Below are 22,532 nucleotides of genomic sequence, written 5' to 3'. Positions count from 1 at the left end.
AAAGCGCTTTCATAAGTTTGATTTTATTGGCATGACTTTTGCATATACCTTTTGACGGGAAATTCTCCAAATGGAGCCCACTGTTACGCTAGCTTACCTAAGCGGAAAACGAAAGATACTAGGGAGGTTTCTTCAGTGAACATCTTTGACTACATGCAAAAGTACGATTACGAGCAATTGGTATTTTGCCAAGACGAAAATTCCGGTTTGAAAGCAATCATTTGCATTCATGATACGACATTAGGACCAGCACTCGGCGGTACGCGCATGTGGCCGTATAAAACAGAAGAAGAGGCGATTGTGGACGTACTGCGTCTCGGTCGTGGGATGACTTACAAAAACGCAGCAGCAGGACTGAACATCGGTGGTGGTAAAGCAGTCATCATCGGTGATCCGCGTGAGCACAAGAGCGAAGAGCTGTTCCGTGCTTTCGGTCGCTATATTCAAGGGCTGAATGGCCGTTACATCACAGCTGAGGATGTAGGAACAACGGTAGCAGACATGGATATGATCCACTTGGAAACAGATTTCGTCACAGGCGTTTCTCCAGCATTCGGTTCCAGTGGCAACCCATCCCCAGTAACAGCTTATGGTGTTTACCGTGGAATGAAAGCTGCTGCTAAATTGGCTTACGGTTCTGACTCTCTCTCCGGACGTGTGATTGCCGTACAAGGTGTAGGAAACGTAGCGTACAATCTGTGCCGCCACCTGCATGAAGAAGGCGCGCATTTGATCGTAACGGACATCAATCAAGAAAACGTAGATCGCGCAGTGAACGATTTCGGTGCCAAAGCGGTAGGCGTAAACGAGATCTTTGGTGTAGAGTGCGATATCTTCTCTCCTTGCGCATTGGGTGCAATCATCAACGATGACACCATTCCACTCTTCAAAGCAAAAGTGATCGCTGGGGCAGCTAACAACCAGTTGAAAGAAGAGAGACACGGCGACCAAATTCACGAAATGGGTCTGATCTACGCACCTGACTACGTGATCAATGCTGGTGGTGTAATCAATGTGGCAGATGAGCTGCAAGGCTACAACCGCGAGCGTGCACTGAAAAAAGTAGAAACGATTTATGACAGCATCCTGAAAATTTATGAAATCGCTGAACGTGATGGCATGGCTTCCTACAAAGCTGCTGACCGCATGGCGGAAGAGCGCATTGCAAGTGTTGCAAGATCACGTAATACTTTCCTGCAAAACGGCAAGACTGTTTACAAGCGCTAATCTCGTTTCTTCTATAAAGTTCAAACTCCTGTCCGCTCTTCTATGGAGGGCGGTCAGGAATACATAAACCGTTTTCTTTGAATATTCATATTCTCGTAAATACGCAGGTTAGCTTTCCGAATGAAAGGAGAGATCGTGGTGTCTCAAGAGTTTGATTTAGTCGTCCTCGGGGGAGGTACCGGCGGTTATGTAGCGGCAATCCGCGCTTCCCAATTGGGAATGAAGGTAGCAATCGTGGAAAAAGAAAAGCTCGGTGGTACTTGCTTGCACCGTGGTTGCATCCCATCAAAAGCGCTATTGCGCAGTGCAGAAGTATTCTCCACCCTGAAGGAAGCTGACAAATACGGAGTCTCGGCAGGTACTGTAGGCTATGACTTCACAAAAATACAAGAGCGAAAGCAAGGCATTATCGACCAACTTCACAAAGGGATTCAGTACTTGATGAAAAAAGGCAGTATTACTGTCTTCGAAGGCTTTGGAAGAGTTATGGGGCCTTCCATTTTTTCTCCGCAGGCAGGTGCTGTGCGCATTGAAAAGGAGAACGGGGACCAAGAAATGATCGTTCCACGATTCCTTTTGCTGGCAACAGGTTCTCGTCCACGCACACTTCCCGGTTTGGTCATTGACGGTTCATATGTGGTAACAAGCGATGAAGCGTTGCAGTGGGAGCAATTGCCTGCTTCTGTTGTCATCGTTGGTGGCGGTGTCATCGGGATTGAGTGGGCTTCCATGCTCAATGATTTCGGTGTGGAAGTAACTGTTATGGAGTACGCCGACCGTATTTTGCCGTTTGAGGATGAAGAAGTGAGCAAGGAATTGGCTCGTCTGTTGAAAAAGCGGAAAGTCAACATCGTGACGGGAGCAAAGGTGCTGCCTGAATCGTTGGAAAAAGGGGAAGGCAAAGTCTCTATTCAGGCGGAAGTCAAGGATGGAGTCCAAACCTTTGAAGCCGAAAAGGTACTCGTATCTGTAGGACGCCAAGCGAATGTAGAAAACATCGGTTTGGAAGCAACAGAAATCAAAGTCGAGCGTGGGGTAGTCGTGGTTAATGAATTTTTCCAGACCGCAGAGCCTCATATTTATGCGATTGGTGACATGATTGGCGGTCTGCAATTGGCGCATGTTGCTTCGCATGAAGGAATACTCGCGGTAGAGCACATGGCTGGACAAACCCCGCACCCAATGGATTACACCAAGGTTCCGAAATGTACGTATAGCAGACCTGAAGTCGCAAATGTCGGACTCACTGAAAAAGAAGCAAAAGAACAAGGCTACGATGTGAAGATTGGCAAGTTCAGCTTTAAGCCGTTGGGCAAAGCACTGATCCACGGTGAGAATGACGGCTTTGTGAAGTTGGTCGTTGATGCCAAGACCAATGATTTGTTAGGGGTTCACATGATCGGTACACATGTGACAGATATGATTTCCGAAGCGGGCTTGGCCCGTGTACTGGATGCGACTCCGTGGGAGATCGGACAGACGATTCACCCGCATCCATCTTTATCAGAAGCAATCATGGAGGCAGCACAGGCTGTCGACGGAAAAGCGATACACAATTAGCAAGGAGGGTATGTAACGATGACAACCAAGCGACATGAGCAAGTGGGATTGACCGATGCGCAAGTCCTTGACATGTATTATTACATGCTATTGGCCAGAAAAATTGACGAGCGCCAATGGCTGTTGAATCGTGCGGGCAAAGTACCGTTCGTGATTTCCTGCCAGGGTCAGGAAGCAGCTCAGGTGGGAGCAGCTTTTGCGATGGAAAAAGACAGAGACTTCTTGTGCCCGTACTATCGCGATCTTGGTTTGGTTCTGGTTTTTGGCCAAACAGCCCGTGATTGCATGCTGTCCGCTTTTGCGAAGGCAGAAGATCCGAATAGCGGTGGAAGACAGATGCCAGGTCACTTCGGTGGCAAGAAGTACAATATTTTGACGGGCTCAAGCCCTGTGACTACTCAAGTGCCACACGCAGTTGGTATGGCTTTGGCAGGTAGAATGAAGCAAAAAGATTTTGTTGTGTATGCATCGTTCGGAGAAGGCTCCAGTAACCAGGGGGACTTCCACGAAGGTGCGAACTTTGCGGGTGTCCACAAGCTCCCGGTTATCTTTTTCTGTGAAAACAACAAATACGCGATCTCTGTACCACTAAATAAGCAGTTGGCTTGTGAAAGTGTAGCAGACCGTGCGATCGGTTACGGCTTCCCTGGAATCAGTGTGGACGGAAACGATCCGATTGAAGTATATCGTGTCATGAAAGAAGCGGTTGAACGTGCTCGTAGTGGTCAAGGGCCAACGCTGATTGAAGCCGTTATGTATCGCCTTGTTCCGCACTCTAGTGACGATGACGATCGTGTGTATCGTACGAGAGAAGAAGTAGAAGAAGCAAAGAAAAAGGACCCGTTGATTGTTTTCGCTGCCTATTTGAGAGAGATCGGACTCTTGGACGAACATAAGGAAGCAGATATGCTTGCCCGCGTCCAGCTGGAAGTGGATGAAGCCACTGAATATGCGGAAACCGCGCCATATCCAACACCAGAATCGACAATGACATACGTATACGGGGAATAAGGGGGGATCTTTTATGGCAGTCATTTCTTTTATTGATGCAATTACAATGGCGATGCGTGAAGAAATGCGTCGCGATTCCAATGTGTTTATCCTCGGAGAAGACGTTGGCGTACGCGGTGGGGTTTTCCGTGCGACAAACGGGTTGATTGATGAGTTTGGTGAGGAGCGTGTGATTGATACGCCACTGGCTGAATCCGCTATTGTCGGTGTAGGGATTGGTGCGGCAGCTTACGGTATGCGTCCAATCGCGGAGATCCAGTTTGCTGACTTCATCATGCCAGCTGTGAACCAAATTGTCAGTGAGGCTGCGAAAATGCGCTATCGTTCGAACAACGACTGGTATTGCCCAATCACGATTCGTGCCCCATTCGGCGGCGGGGTTCATGGTGCACTGTACCACTCGCAATCTGTGGAAGCGATGTTCACGAACACCCCTGGTTTGAAAGTAGTGGCACCTTCGACACCTTATGATGCAAAAGGTCTCCTAAAAGCAGCCATTCGCGATGAAGATCCGGTGCTCTTTTTCGAGCACAAGCGCTGCTATCGTTTGATCAAGGGCGAAGTGCCTGAGGACGACTATGTGTTGCCGATTGGCAAAGCGGACGTGAAGCGAGAGGGAACAGATATCACGGTCATCTCCTACGGCTTGACTCTGCACTTCTGTCTACAAGCTGCGGAAAAGCTTGCACAAGAAGGCATCAGCGCGCATGTGCTAGATTTGCGCACACTGTATCCGTTGGACAAAGAAGCGATTGTAGAAGCGGCTTCGAAGACAGGTAAAGTATTGATCGTACACGAGGACAACAAAGAAGGCGGCGTTGGCGGTGAGGTAGCTGCCATTGTAGCGGAGCATTGCCTGTTCGATTTGGATGCACCGATCAAACGTCTTTGTGGTCCAGATGTGCCAGCTATGCCATACAGCCCGCCGATGGAAAAATACTTTATGCTGAACCCGGAAAAAGTATTGGAAGCAATGCGCGAGCTGGCCAACTTTTAAGGCGAGGAGGACCAAGGATCATGGCAACGAAAGTACTTATGCCCCAGCTCGGAGAGAGCGTGACCGAGGGCACCATCAGCAAATGGTTGGTCAATGTAGGCGACACGGTGAAGAAATACGACTCGCTGGCTGAAGTGACGACGGATAAAGTAAACGCAGAGGTTCCTTCTACCGTTTCAGGACGCGTTACTGAGATCGTCGTGCCAGAAGGTGAGACAGTCGCTGTCGGCACATTGATCCTATATATAGAAGAAAGTGGAGCAGAAGGTGGAACTGTAGCGCCTGCTAGCACACCGGAAACTACGGCTCCACAAGCGCCTGCAACCGAGCAGCCAAAGGCAGCTACGCCGGCGGTATCGATTCAGCAAGCACCAGTCATTGATGGACCAAAACAACGTTATTCACCTGCTGTAGTCATGCTTTCACAGCAACATGGCATTGATTTGTCCCGCGTTGTAGGGACTGGAGCAGGCGGCCGTATTACGCGCAAAGATGTCCAAGCGATTATCGACGCGGGCGGCCAAAAGCCAGCTGAGACAGTGAAAGAAACAGTCGCGCAGGCTCCCGTGGCAGCAGTCGAACAATCTACTGTCGTTTCAACACCTGTGCCGTCAGCACCCGCTTCGACTCCTGCTGTTTCCGTAGAAATTCCGGTTGCAAGCGGTGATCAAGTTGTACCCGTAACGTCGATTCGTCGTACGATTGCAAACCGGATGGTACAGAGCAAGCACGAAGCTCCACATGCTTGGACGATGGTCGAAGTAGACGTGACCAATCTCGTTAACTTCCGCAATCAGGCAAAAGGTGAATTTGCGAAAAAAGAAGGGCTCAACCTCACATTCCTTCCGTTCTTTATCAAAGCGGTTGTAGAAGCGTTGAAAGAGTACCCGATGATCAATTCCACATGGGCACACGACAAAATCATCGTGAAAAAGGACATCAACATCTCCATCGCAGTAGCCACGGAAGATGCTCTCTATGTTCCTGTCATCAAGCATGCTGATCAAAAATCAATTCTTGGCATTGCTAAGGCAGTCGATGATCTGGCAGCACGCACCCGTGCAGGGAAATTGACAATGGATGACATGACAGGCGGGACCTTTACGGTTAACAACACAGGCTCTTTTGGCTCTGTCTTGTCCCAGCCGATTATCAATGCTCCGCAAGCTGCGATACTTAGTGTCGAATCCATTGTGAAACGCCCTGTCGTCATTAACGACATGATTGCAGTGCGTTCGATGGTCAATCTGTGCATGTCCTTGGATCATCGCGTGCTGGATGGTCTGATTTGCGGACGATTCCTTCAGAGTGTGAAACAAAAGCTTGAAAATGTAGGTCCGGATACCAAGCTATACTAGGGTGTCGAAAAACCAGGTCAAGTAACGACCTGGTTTTTTTGATAAAAGAATGACAAAAAAATTTTTCCAAATCGATCATTACGTATGTAACTTTTTCCGAGACATTTTCGTCTTACCAATTGGAGCCAGTAAGTCTCATAAATGATCTAGAAGAGATTCCCACCAGATAGCATTTGTGGTAGACTGGTAGCGTCCCGCTAGAGAGAATTTCCAGATTAAGGGTAATTATGGGAGGAAAAACATGGAGAAAAGTAAAAAAGCACTACCAATAGTGCTGGCATCAGCGCTGGCCGCTACACCATTTGTGGCAGTACCGCAGCAAGCACATGCTATTGAAAAATTGTCGGTAACGGCTGACAACGATGGTGCAGGTAAAGAAAGTGATTACACAATTGAATTCAAGCTAGAAGAAGATCTGGAAAGTGGAGAATCCATTACTATTGATTTCGATTCTGATTTTGATATCGACGATGATATTGATACAGACGATATTGATGCTAGCTTCGATGTGAAGAAAGTAAGTGTTTCTAAAGGCGAAATTACAATCAAGACTGATGAAGATCTAGATGAAGGCGATAAAATTAAGATTAAAATTACGAGCGGTATCACGAATCCCGATGACAAAGGTTCATACAGCGTAAGTGTAGAAGCGGGTGACGAGGATTCGGAATCGGATGATGTAGATATCAAAAAAAGCAGCTCGAGCAGCAGTAGCAAGTCCAGCAAAGATTACGCAGTATCGTTGAGCAGCAAAGCAGCAGGAGAAAAAGTTAGCCTCAAGCTTGGCAAAATTTCTCTCAAAGGAAGTGATGAGCTGGAGTCAAACTCCACGATTACTGTCACTTTCCCAGATAAAAACATGCTGCCATCAAGCATTGATGAAGAGGATGTAAAAGTAAACGGCTATACAGCGAAATCTGTCAGTGTTAGTGGCAGTACCGTTGATGTCAAAATTCCGAGTGGTGCAGACGCAGATGATTACATCACCGTGGAATTTGACAAGGATGCTGGAATCGAGAACCCTAATTCCGGAGGCAAGCACGTTTTCAAAGTGAAATATGATGGAACTACATACGAATCAGAGGATGTTGAAATTACTAAGAACGGTTCCTCCACTCCTAGCAACGCTTCCGACAGCTTTACTGTGAACCTGTCCGATCCGGGCGCAGGTGCTCGTACCAGCTACACCTTTGATGCTGATTTCGGTAGCAAAGAATTGAAAGCAGATGGGGAACTAGTTCTTGAATTCCCATCATCTGACATGGTACCGGGTATTTTGACTGCATCAGACTTTTTGCTCAATGGGAAACCAGCGAAAAAAGCAACTGCAGTTGGAAATAGAATCGCGTTGGTAGCGCCAACCAACTTCGGTACCAATAGCAAAGTGAAGGTTGAAGTTACTTACGGAGCGTGGATTTCGAATCCAAAAGCAGCGGGTAGCTATACGTTGAAGGCTACTGTTTCCGGAAGAACTTTGGAATCCAAATCCTTCAGCATCGGTGGCTCTTCGGTGAACCCGACGCCAACCAACCCGACAACTCCAATACCTGTACCAAATACAACTACTAACAACAGCACCGCAACTATCGCATTGACACAAAATGCACTTGGCAAGCAGACGGGTGTGAACGTGGCAATCAAAGGATTGGGTGTTGGTCTGCAAAAACAGCGCGATTTCATCGAGATCGTATTCCCGGTAGGCTACAAGGTACCGGCTTACATCGCGCCAGCTAACATCTCTGTGAATGGTGCAGGTGCGAATTTTGTTGCGGTTCGTGGACAAAACGTTCTGATTTATCCGTCTCAGGATATTCCTGCGGCAACAAATGCTACTATCGTGATCAATCCAGCGGCGAACATCGTAAACCCTGCTGTGAAAAACACATATAGCATTAGCGTATTTACTTCCGAAGAAAGAGGCTTGCTGTTTGCGCGTGCTGTTGGTGTAGGGATGCCTTCTCCGGCTCAACCAAAGCCTGGAACGCCAACACCACAACAGCCATCAACAGCTATTCCAGCGAACGCGGCTTCCTTTAAAGTAAATACAGCAAACTTCAGCCTGAATGGCAAAACGTATCCTCTCTCTGTAGCTCCTTACCTTGCAGATGGTAATACGACCATGGTTCCAGCCCAATTCTTTAAAGAAGGATTGGCACTGACTACGCAATGGAACAATACAAGTGTTGCTGTTATCAGTGGAACCAAAGTCGTGAAGTTTACAGTTGGGTCGAAAACAGCAAAAGTAGGCAAAACGGATATCCAATTGCCAACACCTGTTGTTCTCAAAAACGGCATGCCAATGATCCCAATCCGTACCGTTACGGATAATCTTGGTTATAAAGTCGGCTGGGATGCGAAAACTTCCAGCATATTCGTTCAAAAATAATAACGAGCTGGGACAAACGAAAAACCCCTTTCCGCTTTTCAGTCGGAAAGGGGTTTTTAATCGTTTTATCAATCCTTTATTGAAAGTAAAAAAACGTGGGAACGATGAGTGAGAGTATTAGAATGCCGATCAGGATTTTTGCAAAGAGCGACTGGTGTCTCATTCTAATCAAACCTCCTTTCAAGGTAGAGGAAATTATCAGGTGATTCTGTAAGTGGCTGTGCTAGAATGAAGAAAAGGATATCATTGGCTTTCTTTTTTTCGCCCATGCTGAAATTGTACCGAAATGTAGCCAATGAGACAACCACTTACAAAAGGATGATGATTCGTGAGCGCACCGAAAAAAATTGCCCATATTGGCATTGCGGTAAAAAGCTTGGAAAAGACGCTTCCCTTTTATACCGAGCAATTGGGATTGGAGTTGGTTGGAACCGAAATCGTTGAGAGCGAACAAGTACAAGTGGCATTTTTAAAGATCGGGGAAAGTCATATTGAATTACTAGAACCGTTAAGTGATGAGAGTCCAATAGCAAAATTTATGGAAAAACGCGGAGAAGGCATTCACCACATTGCTTTTGATGTGGATGATGTTGCGGGTCGTCTAGCCACATTAAAAGAGCAAGGTGTACCTCTCATTCACGAGGTCCCCAAAGCGGGTGCACACGATGCTTTGATTGGATTTTTGCATCCAAAGGCAGCGAATGGCGTTTTGTATGAGTTATGCCAATATCCGAAAGAATCATAGGCGTTTACGTAGTAGAAAAAATTTTTTTGCGGTATACTGGAACTTGTGAATATGTACCAAAATCGGGCAGTACGATCAGGAGGTAACGAGTGTGAGTACGATCAACCAAGAGCGTTTGTTAAATGAATTTTTAGAGCTCGTCCAAATTGACAGTGAAACGAAGAACGAAGCAGAGATCAATAAGGTGCTCAAAGAAAAACTGATTGAGATGGGCTTTACCGTAGAAGAGGATGACGCAGCAGCGAAAACCGGACATGGTGCCAACAATCTGATCGCAACCTTAGAAGGAACTGGAAACGGTCCGACTATCCTGTTTAGCAGTCATATGGATACGGTTGTACCAGGAAACGGAATCAAGCCACAAATTCGCGATGGCTATATTTATTCCGATGGAACGACGATCCTCGGTGCGGATGACAAAGCAGGAATCGCGGCGATCTTTGAAGGTATTCGCAGCATGAAAGAGCAAAACTTGCCACATCCAACGATCCAAGTCGTATTGACTGTGGGAGAAGAGTCAGGACTTGTAGGCTCCCGTGCAATGGATTCCAGCCTGCTGAAAGCAGAAATGGGCTTCATCCTCGATTCGGAAGGTCCAGTTGGAAAAATTACAGTAGCTGGTGCTGGACAATATCGCATCGTAACCAAAATTCACGGCAAAGCAGCGCATGCAGGTGTGAATCCAGAGGATGGCATCAGTGCTATATCGGTTGCAAGTAAAGCCATTTCCCGTATGCCACTAGGCCGTATCGATGCGGACACAACTGCAAACATCGGTCGTTTTGAAGGCGGTAAAGCGTACAATATCGTAACGGATTATGTGGAAATTTGGTCAGAGGCTCGCAGCTTGGTCATGGACAAGCTGGAAGCTCAAGTGAAGAAAATGACGACAGCATTTGAAGAAGTGGCAGCCGAAATGGGTGCGACTTGCGAAAATGACGTTATTTTTATGTATCACGGCTACAAATTCAACGAAGAAACGCCTGTTGTACAAAAAGCGATTGCAGCGGTTAAGCGTGTAGACCGCAATCCTGAGCTGGTTGCAAGCGGCGGCGGAAGCGACGGTAACGTATTTAACGGCTACAACGTGCCAAGCGTAAACTTTGCCATCGGCTATGAAGAAATCCATACAAAAAGCGAGCGCATGCCAATCGCTGAACTGAACAAAGCGGCTGAGCTGGTGCTTGCTGTAATTGCAGAAGTACAAGAGTAATCAAAAGAAGGTCGGAATCTCCTTGCGAGGGGTTCCGGCCTTTTTGTACGTTCTCTTACTCGTTTGCATGATTGAGACAAGCACTGTTCATCATAGACTGAATAGAAAGTGGGGACGAGGCAGGAATGAAAGGGGGAAGCTGAGTGCTCCGTTTGGCAGTGGGGACGGTCCAAAAAGTTCTAGAAAAACAAACAGGGATGCAGATACTCGAAGTCCGGATAGAATCGGTTGCTGGATACAAAATGGAGAGAGTGCTGTCTTTTTTGCAGGAGGATTATAGCAGTGGCGATTTACTCTTGATCAATACAACTGCTGTTCGCCTTGAATTGGGGACAGGCGGGTATCACTTTGTCGTAGGGAAGGTTACCCAACTGGAGGAAACCGATGTTCTTCCGAATGAGTGGGGGCATGTCATGAAAATGCGCTATTCGCCATGGCAGCTCGCGGTTGATTCGGTAGAAGAACAGACTAGCCCGTACCACCCTTTGTTTGTGCAAGATGACCTATCCTTGGAAGGTACCCCTGTTTTGGTCGGAGAGCTGCACAGTCTTCTACCTGTTGCTGTCCTTGCTTTGCATAAAAAAAATCCAAATGTCCGTATCGTATATGTCATGCCAGACGGTGCATCCTTGCCGATTGCCTTGAGTCAGCACGTCCAGCAATTAAAAGCAGTCGGGAGCTTGGCTGCGACGGTAACGACAGGTCATGCGTGGGGTGGAGATCGCGAGTCGTTGACGATTCATAGTGGCTTGTTGGCAGCGCGCCATGTAGAGCATGCCGATATTATTGTTTGTATGTTGGGACCTGGGGTAGCAGGTACAGGTACACCTTATGGCTTCTCGGGAATTCAGTTAGCTGAGGTCATTCATGCCGTATCCACTCTCGGTGGAACGCCCTTTTTTATTCCACGAATCAGCTTTGGTGACCCACGTACCAGGCATTACGGTGTCAGTCATCATACTGTATCGATATTAAACCGATTTGCTCTTTGTCCTGCCCTGGTTACAATTCCGATTTTCGGAGATGAAAGAGATGAAGTCCTTTCACGGCAATTGAAAACGCTAGAAGTTGCGGGGAAGCATATTTTCATAAAAGGAAAAGTCCCAGACCAATCAGAACTAGCAGCGCTGGAAAAGGGGTATGGCTTGTCCTTTTCTACGATGGGACGAAATTGGCAAGAGGACCCTGCCCCTTTTCAGACGGCATGGATGGCTGCCGATTATGTAGAAAACAGTTTGGGCTACATCGTCCAAACCGTTAACGACGCCCCGCATTTGCCCGCTTCATTAAGTACGCTTGAAGCGTTAGGTCTTTATTTGACCAGGAACGAAGTGCAGCCTTGATCTCCCAAGCTTTCCCAACCATACGCAATTGGTTTTCGCTAACATATGTTTTCATTCATAATCTCCTCCGATACAATAAGATGGACAAGCTCTATGCTCCCAACTTATGGAGGGAATCGACGATTTAGAACGACTTCATGAAAAAAGGATGATGACGACAGTGAGTAAATATGATCACTTATATGAAAAAACCATTTCCAGTCAACCGATTTATGACGGAAGAATTATTAAGGTCAAGGTAGATGAGGTCCTTCTGCCCAATGGCAACACAGCCAAGCGAGAAATCGTGAATCATCAAGGCGCGGTAGCTGTAATGCCGATAACAGATGATAACAAAATGGTTGTAGTTCGACAGTTCCGCAAGCCATTGGAGCGTACGATCGTGGAAATCCCAGCAGGAAAGCTGGAGCCAGGGGAAGAGCCGCTTGCGTGTGCAATGCGCGAGCTGGAGGAAGAGACCGGCTACGTTGCGAGTCAGTACACACCGCTCAGCTCTTTTTACACATCTCCAGGCTTCGCGGATGAAATTTTACATGTTTTTGTGGCCACTGGTTTGAAAAAAGGAGAAAGCAAGCCGGACGAGGATGAGTTCGTCGATGTGCTGGAAGTAACATTGGAAGAAGCGCATGCTCTGCATCAAAGTGGAGAAATTCGCGATGCCAAGACAGTTGTGGCATTGTTTGCGTGGGAAAACAAAATGCTACGCGAACGTGGTTAGTACTATGCTTTCTTCGTATTTTTGCGACATGCATATTCACATCGGTGGTACGTGGACCGGTAAACCTGTGAAAATAACGGCTTCTCGCCAAATGACACTCACGAAAATTTTGGAGGAAGCCTCAGATAAAAAAGGGATGGATGTCATCGGGATTATCGATGCACATTCGCCGGAGGTTCAGGATGAGCTGGTAGATCTGTTGGAAATGGGATTAGCCACTGAACAGGTGGATGGAGGAATTTCCTACAAAGATTCACTGCTACTCTTGGGGTGCGAAGTAGAAATCAAGGAGCCAGGGCGTGGTGCAGCTCATTTTCTCGTTTATCTGCCGAAACTGCAAGAAATGAAGCAATTTACCGCGTGGCTGTCTGAACGCTGCAAAAATGTGCATTTAAGTTCTCAGCGTATCTACACATCACTGAGGGAACTACAAGCCTGTGTCGATCAATTGCAGGGCCTCTTGATCCCGGCACATATTTTTACGCCGCATAAAGGGTTGTATGGGAGCTGTACGGATTCGATGGCCGAAGTGCTTGATTCGTCGCTTATCCATGCGGTTGAGCTGGGATTGAGTGCGAATACCAGCATGGCAGACCGCATATCCGAGCTTCATGACAAAACCTTTCTCACAAACTCAGATGCCCATTCTCTGGCGAAGATAGGCCGGGAATATCAAGCGATATATATGCAAGAGCGTTCCTTCGCAGAGTGGGTGAAAGCAATTAAGCGCATCGGTGGCAGAGGGGTTCATATGAACTACGGTCTACATCCCGAGCTTGGGAAGTATCATCAGACGGCGTGCCAAGGGTGCCAGTCTTTACTAGCGGCGGATGCCTCAGGCAAATGTCCGGAATGCGGCTTCCAACGAATTGTGCGAGGGGTTGCAGCGCGCATTGATCAGCTGGCGGATGTAGAGGTCGGCCAGCATCCGGCGTTCCGTCCTCCTTATATCGAGCAAATCCCGTTGGAATTCATTCCGGGAATCGGTCCGAAATTGTTGGACAAGCTGTATCGGGCGTTTGGTACACAGATGAACGTATTGCATCGTGTGAACGAAGAAGAGCTCACCCCTGTTGTCGGAGAGAAAATCGCATCGCTTATCGTACAAGCACGAGAGGGAAAGCTCTCTGTTCAAAAAGGCGGCGCCGGTACCTACGGAAAGATCGTCCCGATGTAGGTTGTCATAGGGGAGAACTCGTCCGCATAAGCTGTACAGTAATCAGCCAAGCGGGAGGCGACGAAGCGTGCGTTCACGAGTCGGACAAACTATCCAATCCTATGCGAGAGAACATCAGTCACTCTACTGGTTCACGATCGTCCTGTTTACGATGGGCATTATTTTCGGAGCCGTCCTCGTCAATTCACTGCCATTGTCACAGAAGCAGGAGCTGTACGGTTTTCTACAATATTTTTTCAACAGTCTTGGCAGTGATGGAATCCCTGAGACCAGTGCCCATTTTCAGCAGGCGTTTGGTCATTATGCCAAAACCATAGCGATCATGTGGGTGCTAGGACTATCCATTATTGGGTTGCCTATGATTTTGTTGATGCTCTTCTTAAAAGGAGTCGTGGTTGGTTTCACCGTCGGTTTTTTGGTGAGTCAACTCCAATGGCAAGGCGTAACATTTGCCATGGTAGGTGTTCTCCCACAAAATTTATTAGTCGTCCCTGCCCTTTTTATTGTAGGCGTCAGCGGAATTTCGTTTTCTCTTCGACTCATACGAACGAGAGTGCTAAGCAAAAGGGATGTCATCATGCCGCATTTCATGGGCTATACGGTTCTTGTACTTAGCATGCTGGCGGTATTGACGATTGCAGCCTTGTTTGAAACCTTCATTTCCCCTCGGTTGATGCAGCTCGTACTTAATTAAGAATAATTCTCAGGTAAGAACTTATGCATTTGACTTATTCGATGCCCCTCTACTATAATAGGAACAGGTTTCATGCGAGCGGGGAGGGGCATTAATGTTGGAAGAAAAATTAGAGAAAATTAAGCAGCAGTTGCATTCACAAAACTACAAGCTGACACCACAGCGTGAAGCCACTGTTCGCGTGTTGTTGGAGAATGAAGAAGATCACTTGAGCGCGGAAGATGTTTACTTGTTGGTGAAGGATAAAGCGCCGGAAATCGGGCTTGCTACCGTATACAGGACATTAGAGCTGTTGAGCGAACTGAAGATCCTCCATAAAATGAATTTTGGCGATGGCGTAGCTCGTTACGATCTTCGTGATGATAATGCTGCCTATCACCATCATCACCTCATTTGCCTCAATTGTGGTACGGTGGATGAAATTTTTGAAGATCTGCTTGTCACAGCAGAAGAGAAAGTCAAGAATGTTTACAACTTTTATATTACCGACCACCGATTGACCTTCTACGGGATCTGCAATCGTTGCGTAGATAAAGTGAACGTGGAGGACTTCAAATAAAGTCGACTTCTCTGGGAACGGAGAAGTTTTTCTTTTTTCATTGGGAGCTTTTGTAATGGCAGACCTATTCCTGTGGAATCCTAAGAGAGGATCGATTCGAATGGAGCAGGGGACAAGTGCATATAAATGAAAGAAAGTCTGTAAGGAGGCTCACGGATGAAGGTCTCTTATCGCCGCTTGATGGAGGGTCTTCGCTTCTTGCTTCTTTTCATTACCTGCACCTTGCTCTCCTACGGCATCATTACCTTGCTGGCGGACAAATTTCTCCCGGCAAACCCTTATCATGAACCACATGGGAATGCAGTGAAGGTAGTAAAAGTCATCAATACCTCTCAGGCACAGGATTTTGACGGTTATGTCGCACGACTACAGCTCTTTTTTTTAACGGGAGAGTAATGCAAGTATGAGTTTTTTTATTTGGAGAAGCAGGAGTTTCTTCTTCTTTGTGGAAAGCAATACAAGATACTTATCAGCTGAAGGGGACAGCTTCATGGACAGTCTGATTGATCAGTTTATTCATTTCCTGACTGTGGAGAAAGGGTTATCGAGAAATACCCTGGAATCCTATCAACGGGATATGGTGGCCTTTACCTCGTACTTACAGGAGCAAGGTGTTGCTCGAATAGAGGATTCTACTCGGACGCACATCATTGGTTACTTACTTGTTTTACGGGAAAAAGGACGTGCTACAGCAACGCTTTCTCGCAATATGGCATCGATACGAGCGTTTTATCAGTTTCTCATTCGGGATAAGTACATAGATAAAGATCCATCCATTCATCTGGAAACACCGAAGATCGAGAAACGCTTGCCGAAAGTGCTCTCTGTTGAGGAAGTGGAACGTCTTTTGGAAAGTCCTCCTGTCAATCATCCTGCCGGGCTGCGGGACAAGGCGATGCTTGAGCTTTTATATGCGACAGGCATTCGTGTCTCGGAGTTAGTCAATCTGGATAGTGCTGATGTGAATCTGGATATGGGCTTTGTCAAGTGCATGGGAAAAGGATCAAAAGAGCGAATCATTCCGTTAGGCTCGGTTGCCATTCAAGTGGTTCGCCACTATTTACAGGCAGGGCGCCCCAAGCTGGTAAAAGGAACTGGCGATACTGCATTATTTCTGAATCACTTGGGCAAACAAATTACACGGCAAGGTTTTTGGAAAATTATTAAACGATATGCCCAAAAATCTAACATCCGTGCAGAGATTACACCCCATACACTTCGCCACTCTTTTGCCACTCACTTACTGGAAAATGGAGCGGATTTGCGCTCTGTTCAAGAGATGCTTGGGCATGCTGATATTTCAACCACCCAGATTTACACACATGTGACCAGAACGCGGATTAAGGACATCTATGCCAAGACGCATCCGCGAGCATGAGTATGAAAAACCGATCGACTCCGCCTGATTGTCGGGCGGAGAAAAATTTTCTGAATCAGGTCAGACGTCTGACGACTTGATCTTAGAATTCGAATGACTGGTAAACAGGAGGCGTTAAGATGCAGTATTCACGAGTTTTTTTGATCGTCATGGACAGCGTAGGGATTGGCGAACAACCTGATGCGCCTAAGTTCAATGATGCAGGAGCGAACACCTTAGGTCATATTGCGGAACGAGTTGCAGGATTTTCATTGCCCAACTTGCAAAAATTAGGTTTGGGAAATATTGCACCACTCCAGAACGTTGCACCAGTAGCAACCTCTATGGCCCATTATGGAAAAATGCAAGAAATCTCCATGGGGAAAGATACGACGACTGGTCATTGGGAGATCATGGGTCTGCATGTATCTACTCCGTTTAACACGTATCCAGATGGATTTCCACAAGAGCTGATCTCGGAATTTGAACAACGCATTGGTCGCAAAGTGCTCGGGAACAAAGTTGCTTCAGGGACAGACATTCTCGACGAGCTTGGCGAAGAGCATATGAAAACGGGTGCGGTGATTGTCTATACGTCTGCGGACAGTGTATTCCAGGTAGCAGCGCACGAAGAGGTTGTTCCGCTTGAAGAGCTGTACCATATTTGCGAGGTAGCTCGTGAGTTGACGCTGCGTGATGAATTCGCCGTTACTCGTGTTATTGCGCGTCCATTTGTTGGGCAGCCAGGCAATTTTAGCCGTACGTCAAATCGCCACGATTATTCCGTGAAGCCATTTGCTCCGACAGTCATGAATCGTTTGCAAGATGCTGGCCTTGCTTCTATTGCAATTGGCAAAATCGGCGACATCTACGCAGAAGAGGGTGTTACCCAATCTATCCGTACCAAAGATAACATGGACGGTGTAGATCAAATTCTGGGCACGATGAAACAATCGTTTACAGGTCTTTCTTTTGTAAACCTTGTGGACTTCGATGCGAAGTTTGGTCATCGCCGCGATCCAGAAGGGTATGGTCAAGCGTTGATGGAGTTCGATGCTCGTATTCCAGAACTTTTGGAAGCGCTACAAGAAAATGATTTACTGGTAATCACGGCAGACCATGGAAACGATCCTGTACATCATGGCAGCGACCATACGAGAGAATACGTTCCGTTGCTTGTCTATCATAAGGGTATTCAAGCTGGGGCACATTTGGGCATCCGTGAGACATTTGCGGACTTGGGTGCGACCATCGCAGACAATTTTGGAGTAACTGCTCCAGTGATTGGGAAAAGCTTCCTCAATCATTTATAAAGGTTAAGCAAAAATAAACATTTATATAATAGAAGAAACACAAAAAAGGAGAGAGTTGAATTGGCAAATTTCCATGATGCAGTAGCATATATCGAACCGAAACTAACAGAAAAACCAACCATTGGTCTCGTACTCGGATCAGGGCTGGGTGTTTTGGCAGATGAAATCGAAAATCCGGTGATCATTCCTTATCATGAAATTCCAGGCTTCACTGTGTCCACCGTTGTGGGCCACAAAGGACAACTCGTGATTGGCAAACTGCAAGGCAAGCAAGTCGTTGCGATGCAAGGTCGTTTTCACTTTTATGAGGGACATGGTCTGGATGCCGTTGTTTTCCCAATCCGTGTCATGAAGCTGCTCGGCGTAGAAACCATTATTGTAACCAATGCTGCTGGCGGAATCAACGAAGGCTACAATGCAGGCGACCTCATGCTGATTTCCGATCACATCAACATGACGTTCCGCAATCCATTGATCGGTGCAAACGATGAACAATTGGGAGCACGTTTCCCAGATATGTCTGAAGCTTATTCCAAACAGCTCCGCAAACTGGCTCATGAAGTTGCTTCCGAGCAGGGAATCCAGCTCCGTGAAGGTGTATACGCAGGTCTGCTAGGTCCTACCTATGAAACTCCTGCAGAAATCCGTATGCTTCGCCTGTTGGGTGGAGATGCTGTAGGGATGTCAACTGTACCAGAAGTAATCGTGGCACGACACATGGGTGTGAAGGTGCTCGGTATTTCGTGCATTAGCAACATGGCAGCAGGTATTTTGGAACAACCTCTGTCCCATGATGAAGTAATGGAAACAACAGAAAAGGTAAAATCGCAATTCCTGGCTCTGGTGAACGGTATCGTAGCCAAAATGTAAGTAACGGATTCGGAGGGATTAACAATGCGTATGGTCGATATGATCGCCAAAAAACGTGATGGCGGAGAACTGACAACAGAAGAGATTCAATTTCTGGTGACAGGCTATACAGATGGAAGTATTCCTGACTACCAAATGTCCGCATGGGCAATGGCAGTCTTTTTCCGTGGCATGACAGCGAGAGAGACAGGAGATCTAACCTTGGCAATGGCAGGGTCAGGCGAACAGCTTGACCTGTCTTCTCTGCAAGGAATTAAGGTAGACAAGCACAGTACAGGTGGGGTAGGCGACAAGACTACTCTTGTTGTTGCACCATTGGTTGCGGCAGCAGGTATTCCTGTGGCAAAAATGTCTGGAAGAGGTCTTGGTTACTCAGGAGGCACCATTGACAAGCTGGAGTCCTTCGTAGGTTTCGAAGTAGAACGCACACGCGAGCAATTTTTGCAGCAGGTGCGTGATATTGGCGTGTCCGTAATCGGGCAGTCTGGCAACCTGACACCTGCAGATAAGAAGCTGTATGCGCTGCGTGACGTGACAGCTACTGTAGAAGCTGTGCCGTTGATTGCAAGCTCCATTATGTCCAAGAAGATTGCCGCTGGGGCAGATGCCATCCTGCTTGACGTAAAAGTAGGGAAGGGCGCTTTCATGAAAAGCATTGAAGAGGCAGAAACATTAGCAAATGCGATGGTTGCAATCGGTAGCCAAGTAGGACGTAAAACGGTGGCGGTCATCAGCGATATGAACCAGCCGCTTGGCTTTGCTGTGGGCAATGCACTGGAAGTGAAAGAAGCGGTGGAGACACTAGCAGGTAAAGGTCCGCGCGATTTGAACGAGCTGGTATTGGCTATTGGTTCCCGCATGCTTGTTATGGGTGGGCTTGTTACTGATGTGGAAGAAGGACGTAAAAAGCTCGAAGACCTGATGGCTTCCGGAAAAGCAGTAGATAAACTGGCGGAAATGGTAGAGGCTCAAGGCGGCAATAAACAGGACGTCTATGATTTGTCTCGTCTGTCGCAAGCAAAGATCATTCATACCGTTACAGCCGAACAGGACGGCTTTGTGAGCGCGATTGATGCAGAAGCGATCGGTCATGCTTCTGTTGTCTTGGGTGCTGGCAGATTAACAAAAGAAATGCCGATTGACTTGGCAGTAGGTCTTGTTCTGCACAAAAAACGCGGGGATCAGGTGAAGGCAGGCGAAGTTTTGGTCACCATCCATGCCAACGAAGAGCATCTTCTGCAAAATGCGTTGAAAGAAATGGAAGGTGCCTTCCAAATTTCGACAGCAATCGACGGAGAACAACCGTTGATTTATAAAATTATCGAAGCATAGAAAGTCTGAATATTAGTTGATCAATCAAATAAAACAAGGCGTGCACAGCACATGAGCACGCCTTGTTTTATGAGTAAAAATACAGTTTCTCGAAAAAATATTGTTGATTAAATCTAGTTTTTCATATTCAATAGTAAGATATAAGTCGTTTTTTATTATATAAAATATATTTTACTGTTCGGATTGACTTTATAAAGTTTTATAATTCTACTTGTCAAATTTCGTTGACACCGCTATCATTTCCGATTACTTTTATTGTATTAGACTGTTTGTAAAAGATTATTGCGAAATTCGTAAAAAAATGATGGAGGTTCCCAGAAAATCGTATTTATGAAAAAGCTGGACCATGTCGATAGACAGATTCTGCAAATCCTCCATGAAGATGGGCGTATCCCATATACAGAAATCGCCCATCAACTAGGCGTGAGCGAAGGAACGATTCGATCGCGCATCACTCGTCTTTTGCAAGACGGAGTCTTCCAATTCGTAATACAACCCGATCCAGAGAAATTAGGATTACATGTGCAGGCTATCATCGGGTTAACCACAAAGCTAGGTTTGCAGAAAGAAGTGGCAGAAAAATTGAGCAAATTTTCTGCAGTACGCTTTGTAGGCGCTTATAGCGGTAAGCACGACTTGATTATCCAAGCGTGTTTCCATAGTAATGATGAGCTGATCACCTTTGTCAATGAACGACTCTCTCAAATTGAAGGAATTGCAGCTGCGGACGTTTCACTGGAACTGAAGCAGTACAAAGACACCTTCTCTTTCGTTCAAGACGACGAGGTGACCCTGCAATGAAAGGGGTTGATGCCTTCCAGCCGAAGTCAAGCAGCTTCGCGTAGTTTTCGTTTTTTTTTCGTCCTTTATTTTCAGAAAAAAGACAAAAAAGAAAAACGTACTGGGGGTTATTGCGTTGAAAAAGAATATGTTTGCACTTGTGAGCTCGATTGCTGTATTAGGAACCGCCCTGGCAGGGTGCGGAGGAGGTCAACCAGCTGCCGCTCCACCGGCAGGAGGAACACCTGCAACGCCAGCACCTTCACAGCCTGCAACACCAGCTGCTGAGAAGAAGCCACAAGTTCTAAAGATGAACCTGCACTCCGAGCCACCTACAACTGATCCAGGACTCGCAGAGGACACGACTTCAGGCGCGATTATCTTGGCAACCTTTGACGGCTTGACCCGCATTGGTACCGACGATAAGCCACATGAAGCTGCCGCTGAGAGCTACAAAGTCTCTGATGATAAGCTCACTTACACATTTAAAATCAGAGAAGCGAAATGGAGCAATGGTGATCCTGTAACTGCACATGACTTTGAATATGCTTGGAAGCGTGCTCTCGATCCAAAAACAGCTTCCAACTACGCATATCAGCTGTACTACGTGAAAAATGGTGAAAAAGCAAATAAGGGCGAAGCAAAGCTTGATGAAGTAGGTGTGAAGGCACTTGACGATAAGACGCTGGAAGTTAAGCTGGAGAATCCAACTCCATACTTCCTGGAATTGCTCGCATTCCGTACCTACTTCCCAGTTAACAAAAAAGTAATTGATGCAAATCCGAAGTGGGCAGGCGAAGCAAGTTCGCACGTCGGTAACGGACCTTTCAAAATCGAATCTTGGGAGCACAAGAGCAAGATGGTGCTCGTGAAGAACGAAAATTACTGGGATAAAGACAATGTAAAGCTCGAAAAAATCGAATTCTCCATGGTAGAAGACGAAAATACAGAGCTCTCCATGTTCGAAAATGGCGAAATCGACTGGGCTGGCGCACCAATGAGTGCTTTGCCAACAGATGCGATTCCAGCATTGAAAGATCAAGGCAAGATTCAAACAAATCCAATCGCTGGTACGTACTGGTACAAGTTCAATACCGAAAAGCCGCCATTTAATAACATTAAAGTGAGAAAAGCATTTGCCTACTCGATCGATCGCCGAGCCTTGATCGACAACATTCTCCAAACGGGTCAAATCCCGGCAACAGGCGCTGTACCTCCATCCATGGTGCTGAATCCAAACGGCTACTTCAAAGACAAAGATTTAGAAAACGCGAAAAAGCTTTTGGAAGAGGGACTGAAAGAGGTTGGCATGAGCAAGTTGCCAGCGATTACGTTGTCCTACAACACATCTGAGGCTCACAAGAAGATTGCTGAGGCCATCCAAGACCAATGGAAGAAAAATCTCGGTGTAGATGTGAAACTCGAGAACAAAGAATGGAAAGTTTACCTGGAAGATATGCATGAGGGTAATTTCCAGATTGGACGGATGGGCTGGCTGGGTGACTTCAATGACCCAATCAACTTCCTGGAGCTTTACAAAGATAAAATGGGTGGAAACAACGATACGCGTTGGGAAAATGCAAAATATAAAGAGTTGTTGAACCAATCCGCTCAGGAATCAGACCTCGAGAAACGTAAGAAAATTTTGGCAGATGCAGAACAAATCCTGATGGATGAAATGCCAATCATGCCAATTTACTTCTACACGCAATCTTGGGTACAGAAGCCAGAAGTGAAAGGCGTTCACCAAACTGGCCTGGGTGACGTGGATTGGAAAGGCGCATACATCGAGTAATTTCATAACGAAGGAAACGGGATTTGCAGCAGAGGTTATATGGTTGCTCATATACCCTCTGCTATGCAAGCCCTTCCCATAAATACCAGCTGGCATG

Annotated in this window: 20 protein-coding genes; all 20 read left to right on the top strand. The window is 46.7% G+C overall.

From position 1 onward, the window contains the following. The first annotated feature begins 135 nt into the window (after positions 1 to 135). The 20 genes from HPY28_RS03470 (at position 136) to HPY28_RS03375 (ending at position 22,435) form a co-directional block, all read left to right on the top strand. The gene (locus HPY28_RS03470) at positions 136 to 1,227 is read left to right on the top strand and encodes a Glu/Leu/Phe/Val dehydrogenase dimerization domain-containing protein (protein ID WP_017248034.1); all 1,092 of its coding nucleotides are present in this window, start codon (positions 136 to 138) and stop codon (positions 1,225 to 1,227) included. A gap of 138 nt (positions 1,228 to 1,365) precedes the next feature. Then, positions 1,366 to 2,787, top strand: a complete 1,422-nt coding sequence (lpdA, locus tag HPY28_RS03465; protein WP_174230075.1) for a dihydrolipoyl dehydrogenase — start codon at positions 1,366 to 1,368, stop codon at positions 2,785 to 2,787. 18 nt (positions 2,788 to 2,805) lie between these two features. After that, positions 2,806 to 3,798, top strand: coding sequence for a thiamine pyrophosphate-dependent dehydrogenase E1 component subunit alpha (locus HPY28_RS03460; protein ID WP_017248036.1), 993 nt, complete (start codon positions 2,806 to 2,808; stop codon positions 3,796 to 3,798). A 13-nt stretch (positions 3,799 to 3,811) separates the two neighbouring features. Then, positions 3,812 to 4,795, top strand: a complete 984-nt coding sequence (locus HPY28_RS03455; protein WP_174230074.1) for an alpha-ketoacid dehydrogenase subunit beta — start codon at positions 3,812 to 3,814, stop codon at positions 4,793 to 4,795. Between the two features lie 20 nt (positions 4,796 to 4,815). Next, the gene (locus tag HPY28_RS03450) at positions 4,816 to 6,153 is read left to right on the top strand and encodes a dihydrolipoamide acetyltransferase family protein (RefSeq protein WP_017248038.1); all 1,338 of its coding nucleotides are present in this window, start codon (positions 4,816 to 4,818) and stop codon (positions 6,151 to 6,153) included. A gap of 241 nt (positions 6,154 to 6,394) precedes the next feature. Beyond that, the gene (locus HPY28_RS03445) at positions 6,395 to 8,539 is read left to right on the top strand and encodes a copper amine oxidase N-terminal domain-containing protein (RefSeq protein WP_017248039.1); all 2,145 of its coding nucleotides are present in this window, start codon (positions 6,395 to 6,397) and stop codon (positions 8,537 to 8,539) included. A gap of 328 nt (positions 8,540 to 8,867) precedes the next feature. Continuing rightward, entirely contained in the window at positions 8,868 to 9,284 is a 417-nt protein-coding gene (gene mce / locus HPY28_RS03440; RefSeq protein ID WP_069844648.1) for a methylmalonyl-CoA epimerase, read from the top strand. Between the two features lie 91 nt (positions 9,285 to 9,375). Further along, positions 9,376 to 10,497 (top strand): M20/M25/M40 family metallo-hydrolase, encoded by a 1,122-nt coding sequence (locus HPY28_RS03435; RefSeq protein ID WP_017248041.1) that lies wholly within the window; start codon positions 9,376 to 9,378, stop codon positions 10,495 to 10,497. A gap of 143 nt (positions 10,498 to 10,640) precedes the next feature. Next, on the top strand, positions 10,641 to 11,840 hold the full coding sequence (locus tag HPY28_RS03430) for a DUF3866 family protein (RefSeq protein ID WP_174230073.1): 1,200 nt from the start codon (positions 10,641 to 10,643) through the stop codon (positions 11,838 to 11,840). 160 nt (positions 11,841 to 12,000) lie between these two features. Further along, the gene (locus HPY28_RS03425) at positions 12,001 to 12,558 is read left to right on the top strand and encodes an NUDIX domain-containing protein (protein ID WP_020477519.1); all 558 of its coding nucleotides are present in this window, start codon (positions 12,001 to 12,003) and stop codon (positions 12,556 to 12,558) included. Positions 12,559 to 12,562: 4 nt separating this feature from the next. Then, positions 12,563 to 13,735, top strand: coding sequence for an endonuclease Q family protein (locus tag HPY28_RS03420; protein WP_174230173.1), 1,173 nt, complete (start codon positions 12,563 to 12,565; stop codon positions 13,733 to 13,735). Positions 13,736 to 13,802: 67 nt separating this feature from the next. Continuing rightward, a complete protein-coding gene (gene spoIIM / locus HPY28_RS03415; RefSeq protein ID WP_016739960.1) occupies positions 13,803 to 14,429 on the top strand; it encodes a stage II sporulation protein M in 627 nt (208 codons plus the stop codon). Positions 14,430 to 14,523: 94 nt separating this feature from the next. After that, positions 14,524 to 14,988 carry a ferric iron uptake transcriptional regulator gene (gene fur, locus HPY28_RS03410; protein ID WP_007720739.1) on the top strand — a complete coding sequence of 155 codons (465 nt, stop codon included), beginning with the start codon at positions 14,524 to 14,526 and terminating at the stop codon, positions 14,986 to 14,988. Between the two features lie 156 nt (positions 14,989 to 15,144). Then, a complete protein-coding gene (locus tag HPY28_RS03405) occupies positions 15,145 to 15,384 on the top strand; it encodes a YqzK family protein (protein WP_007720735.1) in 240 nt (79 codons plus the stop codon). A gap of 94 nt (positions 15,385 to 15,478) precedes the next feature. After that, positions 15,479 to 16,366 carry a site-specific tyrosine recombinase XerD gene (gene xerD, locus HPY28_RS03400; protein ID WP_017248046.1) on the top strand — a complete coding sequence of 296 codons (888 nt, stop codon included), beginning with the start codon at positions 15,479 to 15,481 and terminating at the stop codon, positions 16,364 to 16,366. 119 nt (positions 16,367 to 16,485) lie between these two features. Continuing rightward, complete coding sequence (deoB, locus tag HPY28_RS03395; protein ID WP_017248047.1) at positions 16,486 to 17,658, top strand: phosphopentomutase; 1,173 nt, start codon at positions 16,486 to 16,488, stop codon at positions 17,656 to 17,658. Between the two features lie 60 nt (positions 17,659 to 17,718). Beyond that, positions 17,719 to 18,528, top strand: a complete 810-nt coding sequence (locus HPY28_RS03390; protein ID WP_007720725.1) for a purine-nucleoside phosphorylase — start codon at positions 17,719 to 17,721, stop codon at positions 18,526 to 18,528. A 24-nt stretch (positions 18,529 to 18,552) separates the two neighbouring features. Further along, entirely contained in the window at positions 18,553 to 19,860 is a 1,308-nt protein-coding gene (locus HPY28_RS03385; RefSeq protein ID WP_174230072.1) for a pyrimidine-nucleoside phosphorylase, read from the top strand. A 330-nt stretch (positions 19,861 to 20,190) separates the two neighbouring features. Continuing rightward, complete coding sequence (locus HPY28_RS03380; protein ID WP_012686077.1) at positions 20,191 to 20,661, top strand: Lrp/AsnC family transcriptional regulator; 471 nt, start codon at positions 20,191 to 20,193, stop codon at positions 20,659 to 20,661. A 115-nt stretch (positions 20,662 to 20,776) separates the two neighbouring features. Next, positions 20,777 to 22,435: a peptide ABC transporter substrate-binding protein gene (locus HPY28_RS03375; protein ID WP_017248049.1), complete on the top strand. Its 1,659-nt coding sequence runs from the start codon at positions 20,777 to 20,779 to the stop codon at positions 22,433 to 22,435. The last annotated feature ends 97 nt before the right edge of the window (positions 22,436 to 22,532 follow it).

It is taken from the genome of Brevibacillus sp. HB1.2 (assembly GCF_013332495.1).
GTDB lineage: Bacteria > Bacillota > Bacilli > Brevibacillales > Brevibacillaceae > Brevibacillus > Brevibacillus porteri.
Note: the sequence above shows the minus strand (reverse complement) of the source record. Positions and strands in the feature narration are given on the sequence as shown.

What these genes read in the sequence shown, in the direction of transcription:
- HPY28_RS03460 (WP_017248036.1), top strand. Translation starts at nt 2,806, where the DNA reads ATGACAACCAAGCGACATGAGCAAGTGGGATTGACCGATGCGCAAGTC.
- HPY28_RS03455 (WP_174230074.1), top strand. Translation starts at nt 3,812, where the DNA reads ATGGCAGTCATTTCTTTTATTGATGCAATTACAATGGCGATGCGTGAA.
- HPY28_RS03450 (WP_017248038.1), top strand. Translation starts at nt 4,816, where the DNA reads ATGGCAACGAAAGTACTTATGCCCCAGCTCGGAGAGAGCGTGACCGAG.
- HPY28_RS03445 (WP_017248039.1), top strand. Translation starts at nt 6,395, where the DNA reads ATGGAGAAAAGTAAAAAAGCACTACCAATAGTGCTGGCATCAGCGCTG.
- HPY28_RS03420 (WP_174230173.1), top strand. Translation starts at nt 12,563, where the DNA reads ATGCTTTCTTCGTATTTTTGCGACATGCATATTCACATCGGTGGTACG.
- fur (WP_007720739.1), top strand. Translation starts at nt 14,524, where the DNA reads ATGTTGGAAGAAAAATTAGAGAAAATTAAGCAGCAGTTGCATTCACAA.
- HPY28_RS03405 (WP_007720735.1), top strand. Translation starts at nt 15,145, where the DNA reads ATGAAGGTCTCTTATCGCCGCTTGATGGAGGGTCTTCGCTTCTTGCTT.
- xerD (WP_017248046.1), top strand. Translation starts at nt 15,479, where the DNA reads ATGGACAGTCTGATTGATCAGTTTATTCATTTCCTGACTGTGGAGAAA.
- deoB (WP_017248047.1), top strand. Translation starts at nt 16,486, where the DNA reads ATGCAGTATTCACGAGTTTTTTTGATCGTCATGGACAGCGTAGGGATT.
- HPY28_RS03385 (WP_174230072.1), top strand. Translation starts at nt 18,553, where the DNA reads ATGCGTATGGTCGATATGATCGCCAAAAAACGTGATGGCGGAGAACTG.
- HPY28_RS03380 (WP_012686077.1), top strand. Translation starts at nt 20,191, where the DNA reads ATGAAAAAGCTGGACCATGTCGATAGACAGATTCTGCAAATCCTCCAT.